18 protein-coding genes and 1 other RNA gene are annotated in these 15,935 nt (G+C 63.4%); 16 read left to right on the top strand and 3 right to left on the bottom strand.

What is annotated here, in order from left to right; genetic code table 11:
* Both IYX23_RS09980 and aspS read left to right on the top strand, forming a co-directional pair.
* On the top strand, positions 1-862 hold an 862-nt coding region (locus tag IYX23_RS09980; RefSeq protein ID WP_196398846.1), incomplete at its 5' end, for an IS110 family transposase.
* Positions 863-1,137: 275 nt separating this feature from the next.
* Entirely contained in the window at positions 1,138-2,919 is a 1,782-nt protein-coding gene (gene aspS / locus IYX23_RS09985) for an aspartate--tRNA ligase (RefSeq protein ID WP_196392747.1), read from the top strand.
* An 81-nt stretch (positions 2,920-3,000) separates the two neighbouring features.
* Here the strand turns inward: aspS and IYX23_RS09990 are convergent, their stop codons facing one another.
* Positions 3,001-3,420 carry a PepSY domain-containing protein gene (locus IYX23_RS09990; protein ID WP_246716634.1) on the bottom strand — a complete coding sequence of 140 codons (420 nt, stop codon included), beginning with the start codon at positions 3,418-3,420 and terminating at the stop codon, positions 3,001-3,003.
* Between the two features lie 189 nt (positions 3,421-3,609).
* On the opposite strand from IYX23_RS09990, the gene IYX23_RS09995 reads away from it, so the two are divergent.
* The 11 genes from IYX23_RS09995 to IYX23_RS10045 all read left to right on the top strand — a co-directional run bounded on the left by IYX23_RS09995 (position 3,610) and on the right by IYX23_RS10045 (position 10,302).
* On the top strand, positions 3,610-4,245 hold the full coding sequence (locus IYX23_RS09995; RefSeq protein ID WP_196392746.1) for a 50S ribosomal protein L25/general stress protein Ctc: 636 nt from the start codon (positions 3,610-3,612) through the stop codon (positions 4,243-4,245).
* Positions 4,246-4,309: 64 nt separating this feature from the next.
* Positions 4,310-4,915, top strand: a complete 606-nt coding sequence (gene pth, locus IYX23_RS10000; protein WP_196392745.1) for an aminoacyl-tRNA hydrolase — start codon at positions 4,310-4,312, stop codon at positions 4,913-4,915.
* 58 nt (positions 4,916-4,973) lie between these two features.
* Positions 4,974-5,331: a transfer-messenger RNA gene (gene ssrA, locus IYX23_RS10005) on the top strand.
* Between the two features lie 101 nt (positions 5,332-5,432).
* Positions 5,433-6,041: a ClpXP protease specificity-enhancing factor SspB gene (locus IYX23_RS10010; RefSeq protein WP_196392744.1), complete on the top strand. Its 609-nt coding sequence runs from the start codon at positions 5,433-5,435 to the stop codon at positions 6,039-6,041.
* Positions 6,041-6,238: a DUF4169 family protein gene (locus tag IYX23_RS10015; protein WP_196392743.1), complete on the top strand. Its 198-nt coding sequence runs from the start codon at positions 6,041-6,043 to the stop codon at positions 6,236-6,238. Before IYX23_RS10010 ends, IYX23_RS10015 begins: the two co-directional genes overlap by 1 nt.
* Positions 6,235-6,531: a ribbon-helix-helix domain-containing protein gene (locus IYX23_RS10020; protein WP_196392742.1), complete on the top strand. Its 297-nt coding sequence runs from the start codon at positions 6,235-6,237 to the stop codon at positions 6,529-6,531. Before IYX23_RS10015 ends, IYX23_RS10020 begins: the two co-directional genes overlap by 4 nt.
* A gap of 128 nt (positions 6,532-6,659) precedes the next feature.
* Positions 6,660-9,020, top strand: a complete 2,361-nt coding sequence (locus tag IYX23_RS10025) for a UvrD-helicase domain-containing protein (protein ID WP_196392741.1) — start codon at positions 6,660-6,662, stop codon at positions 9,018-9,020.
* A gap of 135 nt (positions 9,021-9,155) precedes the next feature.
* Positions 9,156-9,350 carry a type II toxin-antitoxin system HicA family toxin gene (locus tag IYX23_RS10030; RefSeq protein WP_196392740.1) on the top strand — a complete coding sequence of 65 codons (195 nt, stop codon included), beginning with the start codon at positions 9,156-9,158 and terminating at the stop codon, positions 9,348-9,350.
* A gap of 5 nt (positions 9,351-9,355) precedes the next feature.
* On the top strand, positions 9,356-9,640 hold the full coding sequence (locus tag IYX23_RS10035) for a type II toxin-antitoxin system HicB family antitoxin (RefSeq protein WP_196392739.1): 285 nt from the start codon (positions 9,356-9,358) through the stop codon (positions 9,638-9,640).
* A gap of 7 nt (positions 9,641-9,647) precedes the next feature.
* Positions 9,648-9,929, top strand: coding sequence for a HigA family addiction module antitoxin (locus IYX23_RS10040; protein ID WP_196392738.1), 282 nt, complete (start codon positions 9,648-9,650; stop codon positions 9,927-9,929).
* A gap of 178 nt (positions 9,930-10,107) precedes the next feature.
* The gene (locus IYX23_RS10045) at positions 10,108-10,302 is read left to right on the top strand and encodes a type II toxin-antitoxin system HicA family toxin (RefSeq protein WP_196392737.1); all 195 of its coding nucleotides are present in this window, start codon (positions 10,108-10,110) and stop codon (positions 10,300-10,302) included.
* Here the strand turns inward: IYX23_RS10045 and IYX23_RS10050 are convergent, their stop codons facing one another.
* The gene (locus IYX23_RS10050; RefSeq protein WP_196392736.1) at positions 10,303-10,599 is read right to left on the bottom strand and encodes a type II toxin-antitoxin system HicB family antitoxin; all 297 of its coding nucleotides are present in this window, start codon (positions 10,597-10,599) and stop codon (positions 10,303-10,305) included.
* A gap of 406 nt (positions 10,600-11,005) precedes the next feature.
* Here IYX23_RS10050 and IYX23_RS10055 point away from each other — a divergent pair, with 406 nt between their 5' ends.
* Positions 11,006-12,649: a L,D-transpeptidase family protein gene (locus IYX23_RS10055; protein ID WP_196392735.1), complete on the top strand. Its 1,644-nt coding sequence runs from the start codon at positions 11,006-11,008 to the stop codon at positions 12,647-12,649.
* On the opposite strand, the gene IYX23_RS10060 is transcribed toward IYX23_RS10055, so the two are convergent.
* Positions 12,638-13,312, bottom strand: coding sequence for a class I SAM-dependent methyltransferase (locus IYX23_RS10060; protein ID WP_196392734.1), 675 nt, complete (start codon positions 13,310-13,312; stop codon positions 12,638-12,640). The two genes, IYX23_RS10055 and IYX23_RS10060, sit on opposite strands and share 12 nt — an antisense overlap.
* Positions 13,313-13,412: 100 nt before the next feature.
* On the opposite strand from IYX23_RS10060, the gene IYX23_RS10065 reads away from it, so the two are divergent.
* The gene (locus IYX23_RS10065; protein WP_196392733.1) at positions 13,413-15,224 is read left to right on the top strand and encodes an ATP-binding cassette domain-containing protein; all 1,812 of its coding nucleotides are present in this window, start codon (positions 13,413-13,415) and stop codon (positions 15,222-15,224) included.
* 178 nt (positions 15,225-15,402) lie between these two features.
* Positions 15,403-15,864 carry a pseudoazurin gene (locus IYX23_RS10070; RefSeq protein ID WP_196392732.1) on the top strand — a complete coding sequence of 154 codons (462 nt, stop codon included), beginning with the start codon at positions 15,403-15,405 and terminating at the stop codon, positions 15,862-15,864.
* Positions 15,865-15,935 lie beyond the last annotated feature (71 nt).

The following is a 15,935-nucleotide window of genomic DNA, read 5'->3' on the forward strand; positions in this document are numbered from 1 at the left end:
CTTTATGGTGGCGCGTAATGGCGAAGGCGTTGCGCAGCTCGTCGAACGGCTAAAAGGGCTGTCGCCCGCGCTGATCGCGCTCGAAGCCACCGGCGGCTTCGAGACCGTGGTCGCTGCGGCGCTTGCCGCCGCCTCTCTGCCCATCGTCGTCGTCAATCCGGCGCAGGTGCGTCACTTTGCGCAGGCGCTTGGTCGGCGCGCCAAGACCGATCCGATCGACGCCGCGGTCATCGCGCGCTTCGCGCAAGCGACGCGACCCGCCGCGCGTCCGCTGCCCGACGAAATGACGCAGCTTCTCGCCGATCTTGTCGCCAGACGGCGTCAGATCGTCGAGATGATGGCGGCGGAAGGCCAGCGCGAGCGGCGCGCCGACAAACGCTTGAAGAAAAGCATCGCACGCCTGCGCAAGGCGCTCGAAAAGGAACTCGCCGAACTCGACGGCGAGATCGACGATTATATGCGCGGCACGCCCGCCTGGGCCGAAAAGCAAGATCTGCTCGCCTCCGTTCCAGGCGTTGGACCAGTGATTGCGCGCACGCTGATCGCCGAACTGCCGGAACTTGGCGCGCTCGACCGCAGGCGAATCGCGGCGTTGGCCGGCCTTGCGCCCTACACCCGCCAATCCGGTCAATGGCGCGGCAAGAGCTTCATCGGCGGCAGCCGCAAGACCGTGCGCAGCATGCTCTTTCTCGGCGCCATGGTCGCGGCCCGTCACAACCCCGTCCTCAAGGCCTTCCGCGACAAACTCGTCGACAGCGGAAAGCCGAAGATCGTCGCGCTCATCGCCGTCGCGAGAAAGCTCCTTACGATCCTTAACGCCATCATCAGGGACGCAAAGCCATGGCGCACACAAAACGCTTGATCGCCAAGAAAGTCGCTGAGGAGCGTGCGCAGCACGCGTCTCGAAGGACGAGGACGCCCGTTTTCGCGCATTTATACTCACCCTCGTCCTTCGAGACGCCGCCTGCGGCGGCTCCTCAGGATGAGGGTGAGTAAGACAATCCTTCACCCGATTGCCCCGCTTGCCGACGGGGCTCGGCTTGACAGCCGACGATGGCCCATGCCCTTTCTGCGCGCGAAAACGCCCGATCGTTCCGGAATCCCGTTCTTTTACCCCTCCACCCCATGAGCCGAGCCTTGCATCGCTACCGTTCGCATAATTGTGGCGCGCCCAATGAGGCGCTCGTCGGCGAAAAAATCCGTCTCTCCGGCTGGTGCCATCGCATCCGCGATCATGGCGGCGTGCTGTTCATCGATCTGCGCGATCACTACGGGCTGACGCAATGCGTCGTCGATCCCGATTCGCCCGCCTTCGCGCAGGCGGAGAAACTGCGCTCAGAATGGGTGGTGCGGCTCGACGGCGAGGTGCGGAAGCGCCCCGCCGGCACCGAAAACCCCGACATGCCGACAGGACAGGTCGAGGTTTACGTCACCGAGATCGAGGTGTTGGGCGCCGCCGCCGAATTGCCGGTGCCGGTCTTCGGCGACCAGCCCTATCCGGAGGACACGCGGCTCAAATATCGCTTCATCGATCTGCGGCGCGAGAAGCTGCACCAGAACATCATGCTGCGCGGCCGCATCGTCGATTCGATCCGCATGCGCATGAAGCAGGCGGGCTTCTTTGAGTTCCAGACGCCGATACTGACCGCCTCCTCGCCCGAGGGCGCGCGCGACTTTCTGGTGCCTTCGCGCCTGCATCCGGGGAAATTCTACGCGCTGCCGCAGGCGCCCCAGCAATTCAAGCAGCTCATCATGGTCGCCGGCTTCGATCGCTATTTCCAGATCGCGCCCTGCTTTCGCGACGAGGACGCGCGCGCCGACCGCTCGCCGGGAGAGTTCTACCAGCTCGACGTCGAGATGAGCTTTGTGACGCAGGAAGACGTGTTCGGCGCGATCGAGCCGGTGCTGCGCGGCTTGTTCGAGGAGTTTGCCAACGGCAAGGCGGTCACGCAAAAATTTCCGCGCATTTCCTTCCGCGAGTCGATGCTCAAATATGGCACCGACAAGCCGGATCTGCGCAATCCGCTGCTCATCGCCGACGTGTCCGAGGAATTCGCCCGCGAGGACGTGAGCTTCAAGGCGTTCAAAGGCAAGACCGTGCGCGCCATACCCGCGCCGGGGGCCGCCGCGCAGCCGCGCAGCTTTTTCGACAAGTTGAACGACTGGGCGCGCAGCGAGGGCGCGCCGGGCCTCGGTTATGTGATCTTTGAGGAAGAAGGCGGCGCGCTGGCCGGAAAGGGCCCGATCGCGAAATTCATTCCCGCGGAGGCGCAAGCCGCGATCGCCGCCAAGGCGGGCGTCAAGGCGGGCGACGCGGTGTTCTTCTCGGCCGGAGAAGAGACCGCCGCCGCACGGCTCGCGGGCATGGCGCGCGTGCGCATCGGCGACGAACTCGGCGTATCGAAGAAAGACGTCTTCGAATTCTGCTGGATCGTCGACTTCCCGATGTACGAATGGAACGAGGACGAGAAGAAGGTCGACTTCTCGCACAATCCCTTCTCGATGCCGCAAGGGGGCATGGAGGCGCTGGAAAATCAGGACCCGCTCACGATCCTCGCCTACCAATATGACATCGTCTGCAACGGCGTGGAATTATCGTCCGGCGCGATCCGAAACCATCGTCCCGACGTCATGAAGAAGGCGTTCGAGATCGCCGGCTATGGCGAAGATGTGCTGATCGAGAAATTCGGCGGCATGTATCGCGCCTTCCAATATGGCGCGCCGCCGCATGGCGGCATCGCGCCCGGCGTCGACCGCATCGTCATGCTGCTCGCGGAAGAGGAAAACCTGCGCGAAGTGACGCTGTTCCCGATGAATCAGCGCGCCGAGGATTTGCTGATGGGCGCGCCGTCGGAAGCGACGATGAAGCATCTGCGCGAACTGCACATCCGGCTGAATCTGCCGGAGACCAAGGCGTAGGCGCGCGCACCATTCTTATTGCAGGGCTGGCGCCGCTCGCCGAGGTCGGCAAGCGGCGCCATCCGCGCGGCGGTCCCGACCTCAATAGCGATCCATGCCACGGCTGTTGTCGCGCCACGAGTCGCGCTTGTTGTCGCGCCACGAGTCGCGCCTGTCGTAGCGGCCACTGCCATAATATCCGTTGCGGCCTGCGCTGCCTTCAAATTCCTTGTTCGTCAGCTTGAAGTTCTGATCGAACGTCAGGTCGTAACGTTTGCCCCGACACTTAGCGTCGTCGACCTCGAACTTCCCGTTATCGACTTCCATTTTTCCGCCGGAGCATCCCATGTCCTTCATTGCCGATCGGAGGCTTGATTTCTCCTCACGGGTGAGCCGACGGTCCGCCTGAGCCGGCGTCGCCGCCAAGCCGACGAGGCCGAGAAGCGCAACGCAAGTCACGAGAGTACGCATGTTGAAGCCCTTTCTCTTGCAGGCAGCCGGATCCAAGCCACGGCTGCGCATTGCCGCTCAAAAGGCGAGCGATCTGCGGCCATATGAGTCGCCTACCGCGATGGGAAAGGGGGGCGCGCAGGTTTTCGCCGATACGCTTGCCTCTCCTGGCCTGCTCCCCTATAAGCGCCGCGGCGCTTGCGTTTCCGACACCCCTGGAGGCGAAGCAGCGCCTTTTCTTTTGACATGAAGGACACCGACATGGCCGAGACCAAGAAGCTCGCGGCCACGGTGCGCAGCGGGACAGGCAAGGGGGCCGCCCGCAGCGTTCGCCGTGAGGGCCGTATACCAGCAGTGCTCTATGGCGGCGGCGAAGCGCCGCAGCCGCTCTCGCTCGAGAAGAAGAGCCTCTCTCAGCTGATCTTCGCTGGGCACTTCCTCACGACGATCTTCGAGCTCGACATCGACGGCAAGAAGGAGCGCGCCATCCCGCGCGACTATCAGCTTGACGTCGTCAAAGATACGCCGATGCACGTTGATTTCCTGCGCCTGAAGCCGGGTTCGCGGCTCCGCGTGCAGGTGCCGGTGCATTTCATCAACCAGGAAGCGGCGCCTGGCATCAAGCGCGGCGGCGCGCTCAACATTGTCTACCATACGGTGGAGATGTGGGTGCCGGCGGACAATATTCCGGAGGCCATTACCGCCGACATGACGGGCATGGACTTCAACGATTCGCTGCATATTTCGGCGATTCCACTGCCTGAGGGCTGCAAGCCCACGAATCCCGACAAGAATTTCACCGTCGCGAGCCTGACGCCGCCGGCGGGCGGCGGCGTCGAGGAGGCTCCGGCAGCTGCGCCTGCGGCCGCTCCCGCCAAGGAAGAAAAGAAGAAGTAAGCGCTGCGAAGCTTACCGTGATAATGGCCGGGTTCGCCCGGCCATTTTTATGTCAGAGGCTCACATGCTGCTCCTTGTCGGACTGGGCAATCCCGGACGCGCCTACGCCAAGAACCGGCACAATATCGGCTTTATGGCGCTCGAAGCGATCGCCAAGCGACACAGCTTCCCACAAGCGCGGGCGCGCTTCCGGGGCCTCGTCAGCGAAGGGGCGATCGGCGGCGAAAAGGTCATGCTGCTGCAGCCGCAAACCTATATGAACGAGAGCGGCCGTTCGGTCGGCGAAGCTGCGCGTTTTCACAAGATCGGCCTCGAGGAGATCGTGGTTCTTCACGACGAACTCGATCTCGCGCCGGCCAAATGCCGAATCAAGACAGGCGGCGGCGTCGCAGGCCACAACGGGCTGCGCTCGATCACCGCGCATATCGGCAACGACTATAAGCGGCTGCGACTCGGCATCGGCCACCCCGGCGATAAGGCGCTGGTCCATGCTTATGTGCTCAGCGATTTCGCCAAAAGCGAGGAGCCCTGGGTGGCTGCGCTCTGCGAGGCGATCGCCGAAAACGCCGGACTGCTCGTCACGGGCGACGACGCCGGACTGCAGAACCGGCTGCACCTCGCCATGGACGCGAAGGGCTTTGGCGCGTTGAAGCGCGTCGGCGCGCAATAGGCCAGGCTCGTTCGCGCACACGCCCCCTCGGCAAAAGCGCTGAAGACGCAGACGGCGGGGCCTTTCACAAAATCCCGCAAGCGCCTATATTCAGTTTGCCGGCGTTCGCGTCGGCTATGGCGATAAACGAACACCGTAATAAACCATTCGGACCCGGGGGCGGTACCCGGCGCCTCCACCAAAGCCCGTCCGGGCGGCGGGTTTTGGCGGGGGCGAAATAGGATTGACGAGGGTGTAAAGGGTGATTTTTTGCTCGGCATGATACCGCCGTTATCGGGTCAAACTTATAGTTGCCAACGACAACTATGCTCCGGTGGCCGTCGCCGCGTAATGCGGCGCCCAAACTGGGAATTAAGCCCTAGGGGTTAGCACTTCTAGGCGGGGTCAGGAGGCGCCTGGCAACAGAAGCCTCCACTTCATTTTTCTCGCGCCGCGCCGCCGTAATGCAAGCGCGGCAAGCATGGCGGTCGGAAGCGGTAGCCGGTCGACCATACAGATGGCAGTCTGGCGCGACGCAATGGCTAAAGACATTATTCGCTACGATCTTCTCGTTCAGGACGCCATGCGCGGCGTCATGCGCAAAGTGCTGGGCGACGTCGCCGAGAACGGCTATCTGCCCGGCGACCATCACTTCACCATCAGTTTCCGCACCGACGCGCCGGGCGTCACGATTTCGCGCCGCCTCGCCGAACAATGGCCGAGCGAGCTGACCATCATCCTGCAGCATCAATATTCGGATCTGGAAGTCGACGAAGAAGGTTTCGGCGTCACCTTATCGTTCCGCTCGGTCGCCGAGCATCTCTACGTGCCCTTCTCGGCCGTCACCGGCTTTTTCGATCCTGCCGTCGAATTCGGCCTGCGGTTTGAGAGCGCCGATGACGACGCGCTTGAGGACAACGAAGAGGAGGACGCGCCTTCCTCAGGACCAAGCCTTGTTTCGAAAACGCCCGAGTCGGTAACGGCGTTCAAGCCGGCCAAGGTCGAGCCGGTGAAATCAGAGCCGACCAAAGTAGAGCCTAACAAGACGCCGAGCGCCGATAAGCAAAGAAAACTCAAGCCGGTCGAAGCGAAGGAAGAAGGCGACGAGAAGGTCGTCTCGATCGACGCCTTCCGCAAAAAGCCCTGATGGGCGATATCGTCAATCTGCGGCGCGCGCGCAAAGAGCGCGACCGCCGCGTCAAGGACGACGCCGCGCAAGCGAGGCGCGCCGCCTTCGGGCGCGCCAAATCCGAGCGGGAGTTGACCGCCGCGCAGGCGCAGCTGGAAAGCGCCAGGCTCGAAGCGCATCGGCGCGAGCGGGAAGAAGCGGACGATCCGGCGTGAGCGAGGCCGAGGGGCCTCAGGACGCCAGTTCGCGCCTCGTCGTCAAACATTCCGTCGTCATCGCCGGCCATCGCACCAGCGTCTCTCTTGAAGACGCCTTCTGGCGCGCGCTGAAAGACATCGCCGCGCAGGACGGCGTGTCGCTCGCGGGGCTCATCGCTGGGGTGGATGCGGGGCGCGGCGAAGCGAATCTGTCCTCGGCGCTGCGGGTGTTCGTGCTGGAGCGGGCGTTGGAAGTACACCCTCCCCTCGAGGGGGAGGGTCGGCCTGCAAAGCAGGCCGGGGTGGGGTGAACTGCCGCCAAACATAGTTTTCTCACCCCCTCCCGCTCGCCTGCGGCGAGCGACCTCCCCCCTCAAGGGGAAGGTGAAAGCGCCGCAAGCGTGATTCGCCTTCCGTTCTCCTATATGATTGAAGAATCATGAAGAGCCCTCCGCCCGAGATCGACGATTACGCGCCGCGGACGGGCGGGCTTGCCGCGCGCGCGGCGGCCAGCGCGGGACGGCCGCGCTATCTCGACGCGCTCAATCCCGAGCAGCGCGCCGCCGTCGAAACGCTCGACGGGCCGGTGCTCGTGCTCGCCGGCGCCGGCACCGGCAAGACTCGCGCGCTGACGACCCGCATCGGCCACATTCTCGCGCTCGGCAAGGCCCGCGCCTATGAAATCCTCGCCGTCACCTTCACCAACAAGGCGGCGCGCGAGATGCGCCAGCGCGTGGAAGCGCTCGTCGGCGAAGGCGCGCAGGCTATGCAATGGCTCGGCACCTTTCACGCGATCAGCGCCAAGATCCTGCGCCGTCACGCCGAACTCGTCGGGCTGAAGCCCAACTTCACCATTCTCGATGTCGACGATCAGATCCGCCTCTTGAAGCAGGTGCTGCGCGCGGAGAATATCGACGATAAGCGCTGGCCGGCGCGCGCGCTCGCCATGCGCATCGACGGCTGGAAGAACCGCGGACTGACGCCGGCGCAGGTTCCCGCCGGCGACGCCGAGAGCTTCGCCAACGGCAAAGGCGCGGCGCTCTACGCGCTCTATCAGGAGCGGCTGAAGGTCTTGAACGCCGTCGACTTCGGCGATCTCTTAATGGAGAGCCTGCGGCTCTTTCGCGACAATCCCGATGTGCTCGCCGACTATCAGCGCCGCTTCAAATATATTCTGGTCGACGAATATCAGGACACCAATATCGCGCAATATCTGTGGCTGCGGCTGATCTCGCAGCGGGCGCCGGGGAAACAAAATCTCTGCTGCGTCGGCGACGACGATCAGAGCGTCTATGGCTGGCGCGGCGCCGAGGTCGAGAACATCCTGCGTTTCGAACAGGACTTTCCCGGCGCCAAGGTCATCCGCCTCGAGCGCAACTACCGCTCGACGGGACATATTCTCGCCGCCGCCTCGCATCTCATCTCGCATAATGAAGGCCGGCTCGGCAAAACGCTGTTCACCGATGGCGGCGAGGGCGAAAAGCCGACGCTCACCGGCGTCTGGGACAGCCAGGAAGAAGCGCGCAGCATCGGCGAGGACATCGAGCAGTTGAGCCGCAAGGACCATTCGCTCGAAGAGATCGCCATTCTCGTGCGCGCCTCGTTTCAGATGCGCGAATTCGAAGAGCGCTTCGTCGAGATCGGCCTGCCCTATCGCGTCATCGGCGGCCCGCGCTTCTATGAGCGGCTCGAAATACGCGACGCGCTCGCCTATCTGCGCTGCGTCGCGCAGCCGGCCGACGATCTCGCCTTCGAGCGCATCATCAATACGCCCAAACGCGGACTCGGCGACGCGACGCTGCAGATGCTGCATGAATATGCGCGGCGCGAAGCCATTCCGCTGATGCAGGCGGCGCGCGTTCTTGTCGAGAGCGAGGAGCTGAAGCCAAAGCCCCGCGGCGCGCTGCGCGGTCTCATCGGCGATCTCGATCGCTGGCGCACGCTGATCGATTCAAAGCCGCAGCATGAGCTTGCCGAGCAGGTGCTCGATGAATCCGGCTACACCGAGATGTGGCGTTCGGACAAGACGCCAGAGGCCACCGGGCGGCTCGACAATTTGAAAGAGCTGGTTCGGGCGATGGAGGCCTTTCCCGACCTTGAGTCCTTCCTCGAACATGTGTCGCTCGTCATGGAGGCCGACAGCGCCGTCGATCAGGAGCGCGTGTCGATCATGACGCTGCATGGCGCCAAGGGCCTTGAGTTCGAAACCGTCTATCTTCCCGGCTGGGAGGAAGGGCTGTTTCCGAGCCAGCGCACGCTCGACGAACAGGGACGCGCCGGCCTCGAGGAAGAGCGCCGCCTCGCCTATGTCGGTCTGACGCGCGCCAAGCGCCGCGCCAAGATCTATTTCGCCAGCAACCGGCGCATTCACGGGCTGTGGCAGGCGACCGTGCCCTCACGCTTCATCGACAATCTGCCGACGGACAATGTCGAGGTGGTCGAGGCGCCGAGCGGCTCGCAATATGGCTCTTATGGCGTCTCGCGCTTCGCCAATCTCGACGTCTACGGCTCCGACTATTCGACGCCGGGATGGAAGCGCGCGCAGGCGACGCGCAGCGACTCCGCGCGCAGCGGCGCGACGCGCGAGACGCGCGGCGCACGCGGCAAGCAGCCCGTGACGATCGAGGGCGAAGTGATCGCGCGCTCAAGCGGCGGTTCACGTTTTTCAGTGGGCGCGCGGGTGTTTCACTTGAAGTTCGGGCCCGGCTCCGTGGCGGCGGTAGACGGCAACAAGCTCACGGTCGATTTCGATAAGGCCGGCAGGAAGATGGTGCTGGAGAGTTTTGTCGAGGCGGGGTAGTCAAACCGATCAGGTGAAACATTGAAATCATGCCTCTGACGATGTCCCAATATCTGTGGACACGTCGAGTAGTTTCACGCTGTGTTCCTGAGTGGTGATATCTGAATAGGCGCTAAACAAACGTGAGGCGCTGACATGCTCACCAACAGCCGCGACATCAAACGCCGCCTTGAAAACGACGGCTGGGTGCTTGAGCGCGTAACCGGATCGCACCATGTCTTTCGAAATCCCAAGACAGGCGCCATAATCCCCTTGCCCCATCCGAAAAAAGACCTTGGCCCTGGCCTGGTCTGGAAAATCTACAAGGCTGCGGGGTGGCCGAAGGACTGACGCGAATGACGCATTACGTCGCCATTGTCGAGGAGGAAGAAGGGAAGGCTGTCGGCGTCTGGTTTCCCGACTTGCCCGGCTGCATCTCCGCCGGCGACTCATTGGATGAGGCGATGACGAACGCCGCCGAGGCGCTCGCGCTGTGGATCGATGTCGCGAAGGAACACGGCGACGAGGTTCCGTCGCCACGGGCCTTGACCGAGTTGAAGCGCGATCCCGACATCGCGGAAGACATTGCGCGCTACATGGTCGCGCTCATTGAGCATCATCCATTGCGTCAAGCCGCTTGATTCGACGATGCGCGCCATCCATCCCGGCCGAATTCTCAAACGCGAACTCGCGGCGCGCGACATGTCGGCGAATCGCCTCGCGCTCGCGCTGCGACTAAGCTCGGGGCGGATCGTCGACATATTGAATGGCAAGCGCGGCGTCTCGCCTGAAACGGCGTTACGACTGGGCCGCTATTTCGGCAATGGTCCCCGATTCTGGCTCAATCTTCAAACCGCATATGAACTTGCGGTCGCGGAAGCAAAGATCGGCGCGCGCGTCATTGCGGAAGTGCAGCCCGGCGCTACTTGAAAGCCGCGGAAGGACGGTGCTGCAAAGTCTTGTGGAGGTGGAGCGATTCGAGATGGTCAAGGTTTCATAAATGGTTTTCCCCAATCTCCTTATAAATTTATCACCGCAATGTGTATAAGGCGGTGCCCGGAGCAGCTTCTTGCTGAAATAATTAGCGCCGAATCGAAAAGGCGCTTACATGCTCACCAACAGCCGCGACATCATTCGCCGCCTCGAAAAAGAGGGATGGCGGCGCGTGCGCGTTACTGGTTCCCATCATCACTTCGCAAAGAGCGGTCGGCGAGACACCGTTACCGTGCCTCACCCGCGAAAAGACATTCCTATCGGAACCGTCAAGCACATTTACCGGCAAGCCGGCTGGGAGAAGAATTAATCAAGCGGCCTGTTGGATGAGTTCGGGACGCGGAGCCGGCAGGGCGATCACGAGTTCCGCGTCTTCGAAGCTATCAGCCCATTTTGGATCGGCTTTGATGTCCGACAAATCACGCGTCGTCGGCAATGGATCGCCGAATTCAATCATCGCTTCGGTCCACCCCTCCAACGCCTCAGTCGCCATGGCGAAGATATCGTCAATCTCGTCGGCGGCCGAAAAACATCCCGGCGCGTCGGGAAAGCTCATGCCATAGGCGCTGTGTTCGTCCTTATGGACGATGACGATGTAGGGCTTCATTGGCGGCCTCTGGGGTCCATGACAAATCATAGCGCGTCCGAGTCCGGTCCGCCATCGCCCGCCGCCATTGTACAGGACATCGCAACCGCATCGCGCTGAGACGGCGTTCAGCTCATGCTCTCGTCGTCGCGGGGATGGCCGCGAAGAGCGCGGCCATAACGCGGCGAGATGACGCCTCGCTAACTTGGATTCAGAGCCCGCCGCCGTTGTGGCGTCGCCGCCACAGTCCGGCTTTTTCGGGGGCTGAGCAGGTCGCGCGGCCTCGCGCCGATTCACAAGCCTCACGCCGCGCGTTACTGTTCCGGCGAAGCAATGGAGGATTGCCGCGCGGCGGCGCTCCACCCATATCTTGACTGGAAAGGCGCCGCAGATCTCGCCGCGACGGGATTTTGCGCAAGGAACCGCTATGACCGCTGGCGAAAAAGCCACGCGACTTCTCCGCGCCGCGCTTGCGGCCGCGGCCTTGTCGGCCTTCGCCGCTCCCGCGGTCGCGGCGCAGTATCCGCCGCGCCGCGCCGAACTTTTCAACCCGCCGCCGCTGGTCGCGCTGTTTGACGTGGTGCGCGTCCCGACGCGCCCGGCCTTGGACAATCCGAACTTCGCCGTCGCGGACGCCGCGCCCGCGGCGCTTTTGCTCGACGTCGAGCTACGCGCCGAGCCTACCAAGCCGGACCCGCTCGACCTTGCCCGGAGCCTTCAGCCCGAGGAGAAGCGCGATCTCGCCTCGGCGCTCGACGCCTGGGCGACGTCCGGCGGCGCGGCTCTCGGCCCTGAACGCCATCGTCTGCGCGCGGCGCTGGCCACCGCCTACGCCGCCCGAGATCTCGCACCCTTCTGGATCGAGAAGGGAGAATGGCGCGATTCGGCTCGGGCCGCGCTCGCCCGCCTCGCGCTCGCCGCCGACGACGGGCTGGATCTTCGCGCCTATGCGGCGCCCGACGCAGAGAAGGCGGCGCCCACGGCGGCGGACGAACTCGCTCTGTCGGAGGCCATCGCCGCCTATGCGCTGCAGGCGCGCGGCGCCCGGATCGAACCTGAGCGTATTTCGCGGCTCGTCGGGGCGAAAACGACCCTCCCCGATCCGGCGCTGGCCGTGGCCGAAGTCGCCGGCGCCGGCGCAAACGCCGGCGACGCGCTGCAGGCCTATAATCCCGCTCATTATGGCTATCAGCAGCTGCGCGACAAACTCGTCGAGCTGAGAACGCAGCGCGCCAGCGCGCCGGCCTCTGACGGACTTTACGCCGCAGCCACTGGGAACGTCACCCAGAGCGACGTCCTGCCGCCCGCAAGCAAGTCCAAGCGGCGTCGCGCCGCCGGGCTCGCCAAAGCTTCAACCTCGCGGGTCGAAGCCGAAATCATCGCCAATATGGAGCGGTGGCGCTGGCTGCCGCGCGACCTCGGCGAAGAACGGGTCGAGGTGAATATTCCCGATTTCGAACTCGCCGTCGTGCGCAACGGCGAGGTGACGCATCGCACGCGCGTCATCGTCGGCAAAGAGGCGACTCCGACGCCGATCTTCTCCAACGCGCTGCAGTACCTCATCGTCAATCCGTATTGGAACGTGCCGCCGTCGATCCTGAACAAGGAGATGCTGCCGAAGGCGAATGGCGACGTCGCCGCCATCGCGGCGAGCGGGTTCAACGTGTCCTATCGCGGCGGCAAGCTCGTGGTGCGCCAGCCCCCCGGCGAACGTAACGCGCTTGGGCGCATCAAATTCATTTTCCCGAACGATTTCTCGGTCTATCTGCACGATACGCCGTCGCGCAACCTGTTCTCCGCATCACATCGCGCCTTCAGTCATGGCTGCATGCGCGTCGACGCGCCGTTCGCGTTCGCCGAAGCCGTGCTCGGCCCCGGCAGCGGCTGGTCGGAGAGCCGCGTTCGCCGCCTGATCGGCGGCTCGGAGCGCTACATCAACCTCGCCAAGCCGCTGCCGATCCACATCGAATATTTTACCGCCTATGTCGATGAAGGCGGCCGAATCGTGCTGCGCCCCGATCTCTATGGCTATTCGGCGCGGGTGCGGAAGGCTTTGGGGCTAGGCGGCTGAACCTTTCACCGTCGCCGAAAACAGCGCGGCGCAGCCGACCGTTTCGACGCTGACGGCGTCAAAGCGCTTTTCGAGTTCGCGCGTCAGCGTCTCCAAATCGTCCTGCGTATTCGAGAATACGCCCTTGGAATTGTAGAACGCCATTAGCCGCTGCGCCGCGAAGCTGCGCGCGACGCCGCCCTGCAGCAGCGTCGAGCCGAAGACGACGGCGCCGGGGTTCATCAAGGGTGACAGACAATCGAATGCGCGCGCCTTTGTCGCCATGTCGCCCGGCAGGCAATGCAGGAGATAATTGACGCCGAGCGAGTCGAATTTGGCGCCGTCAAAGTCGATCGTCTCCAGCACATTGCGCACATAGGCCTCCGGCTCGTAGCGGGCGATGCGCCGCGCCGAGAATTGCAGCGCATCGCGGTTTAAATCCATCAGCGCGATGCGCGGCGTCGGATTGGGAAACCTGCAGCGATCGAGAAAATAACCGGTGCCGACGCCGACATCGAGATGATTGCCGCTTATGTGTTGATCGTAATGGGCGAGCAGCCGCGGCGTCGGACATTTCCAGATCCAGCGATTGGACAGGCCGAGCACCAGCACATCGTAGATCGCGAGCATGTTCGGCGTGTAGACCGCCTGTCCGGCGTGAATTTGCTCGGTGGTGATCGGCATCGCTCTCGCTCCGGAACTATCGACGGCTTCGGGGGTGACAACCGGCCCGCCTGCGTGAAAGAAGCTTATGTCATGTTCATAAGACGCTGCTAAGCTTCCAATGGCCCCTCCGCCCCTCCTCGCCCTCCAGGGCGTCATGCTCACGCTCGGCGGGAAGCCGCTGCTGGAGGGCGCCGATTTCGCCGTCGCGCCCGGCGCCCGGCTGTGCGTCGTCGGCCGCAACGGCTCGGGCAAATCGACGCTGCTCAAGATCGCGGCCGGCGAAATCGAACCGGATGCCGGCGTGCGTTTCCTGCAGCCCGGCGCATCGCTGCGCTATCTGCCGCAGGAGCCGGACTTTTCCGGCTTCGCCACGGCGCTTGCCTATGTCGAAGCTGGCCTCGGGCCGCTCGACGATCCTCACGTCGCCAGAACCCTTCTCAACGATCTGGGGCTAGAGGGGGACGAAAACCCCGCGCGCCTGTCGGGCGGCGAAGCGCGGCGGGCGGCGCTCGCCCGCGTTCTCGCGCCTGAGCCCGACATTCTGCTGCTCGACGAGCCGACGAACCACCTCGATCTGCCAACGATCCTGTGGCTCGAAGAAAGGCTCGCGACGTTGCGGTCGGCGCTCGTGCTCATCAGCCACGACCGCCGCTTTCTTCAGGATCTGACCGGGGAAACGCTTTGGATCGACCGCGGCCGCACGCGCCATCTGGCGCGGGGCTTCAAGGAGTTCGAGGCCTGGCGCGATCGCGAATTGGAGGAAGAGGAAAAGCAGCAGCACAAGTTGGAGCGCAAGATCGTCGCCGAAGAACATTGGCTGCGCCACGGCGTTTCGGGGCGGCGCAAGCGCAACATGAAGCGACTTGGGGGTTTGCATCATCTGCGCGCCGAGCGCCGCGATCGCGTCATGCCGACCGGCGACGTGAAACTTGAAGCCAGCGAAGCGCAGCTTTCCGGCAAGCTGGTGATCGAGGCGATCAAGATCGGCAAGTCGTACGGCGAACGCGTCATCGTCGAGAATTTCACGACGCGCATTCTGCGGGGCGACCGCATCGGAATCATCGGCGCGAACGGCGCCGGCAAGACGACGCTCGTCAATCTGCTGACCGGCGCGCTCGCGCCCGACAGCGGCAAGGTGCGATTAGGCGCCAATCTCGAAATGGCGACTCTCGAGCAAAGCCGCGCGAGTCTCGATCCGGGAACCACTTTGCAGGACGCGCTGACCGGCGGCGGCTCCGACACGATCGAGATCAATGGCGAGCGGCGTCACGTCATCGGCTACATGAAGGATTTCCTGTTCAAGCCGGAACAGGCGCGCACGCCCATCGGCAGGCTTTCGGGCGGCGAACGCGGACGCTTGCTGCTTGCGCGGGCGCTGGCGAAGCCGTCGAATCTCCTCGCGCTCGACGAACCAACGAACGACCTCGATCTCGAAACGCTCGATCTCTTAGAGGAAATGCTCGCCGATTATCCCGGCACGCTCATCGTCGTCAGCCATGATCGCGATTTTCTCGATCGCGTCGCGACGAGCGTTTTGATGAGCGATGGCGACGGCCGCTGGATAGAATACGCCGGCGGCTATAGCGACATGGTCGCTCAGCGCGGCAAGGGCGTGGAGACGCGAGGCGCGTTCGCCTCGGCGCGGGAGACGAAAGAAAAGCCCGCGCCGCGCGAGAAGGCGGCGATACGGCAGAAGCTCTCCTTCAAGGAGCAGCATGCGCTCGCGACCCTGCCCGGCAAGATCGACGCGTTGCGGGAACAATGCGCGAAATTGCAGCGACTGCTTGATGACCCGGAGCTCTATGCGCGCGATCCGGCGAAATTCGCAAAGGCGAGCGAAGCATTCGCCGTGCTTCAAGCCGACATCGCCAAGGCAGAAGATGAGTGGCTCGCGCTTGAAATCAAGCGCGAGGAAGAGCGGTCAAACTAGAAGAATTCCGCTCTACAGAAGTCGGCACAATGGAAGTCTTCCATGCGAAGTTTTGCCGCTCGTTATTGATGATCGAAAACAGCATAGCTAGATGTCGGGCTCTCTTCCAAGAGAAGCGCCGTTGCACAGAAATTTGCATTGGTGCGTCAACTAATAATAGTTCCAGGGAGAAAGCTTCGTGACACGCGCATCTCTCACCTTCGGCCACCCTTTCGGCGCAACCGCTTTGGCTCTTGCGATCCTCATCGGATGGTCGCGCCCCTCGATGGCGGGCGAAACCGTCGAGATCAAAATGCTCAACAAGGGCGCGGACCGTTACATGGTGTTCGAGCCGGAGGTCGTGCGGATCAAACCGGGCGACACGATTAAATTCGTCGCGGCCGACAAGGGGCACAACGCCGTCACTATAAAGGAGCTGCTTCCTTCGGGCGCGGAGCCATTCCGCGGCAAGATCAATGAGGAATTGGCGATCACGCTGTCCACGCCCGGCGTCTATGGCTTCCGTTGCGATCCGCACTACACGCTGGGAATGGTCGGCGTCGTCATCGTCGGAGAGCCGACCAATCTCGACTCCGCCAAGCAGGCGAAGCTGCCCGGCAAGGCGGGCGAGGTCATGACGAAACTTCTGGGGAGCCTCTGAGTCTTCGCGCCTAATGCGGCGTTGGCGAACGTCCAATCAGCCGTAACGAGAGAGGCGTTCGCCGCGGCGAA

It is taken from the genome of Methylocystis sp. L43 (genome assembly GCF_015709525.1).
Classification (GTDB): domain Bacteria; phylum Pseudomonadota; class Alphaproteobacteria; order Rhizobiales; family Beijerinckiaceae; genus Methylocystis.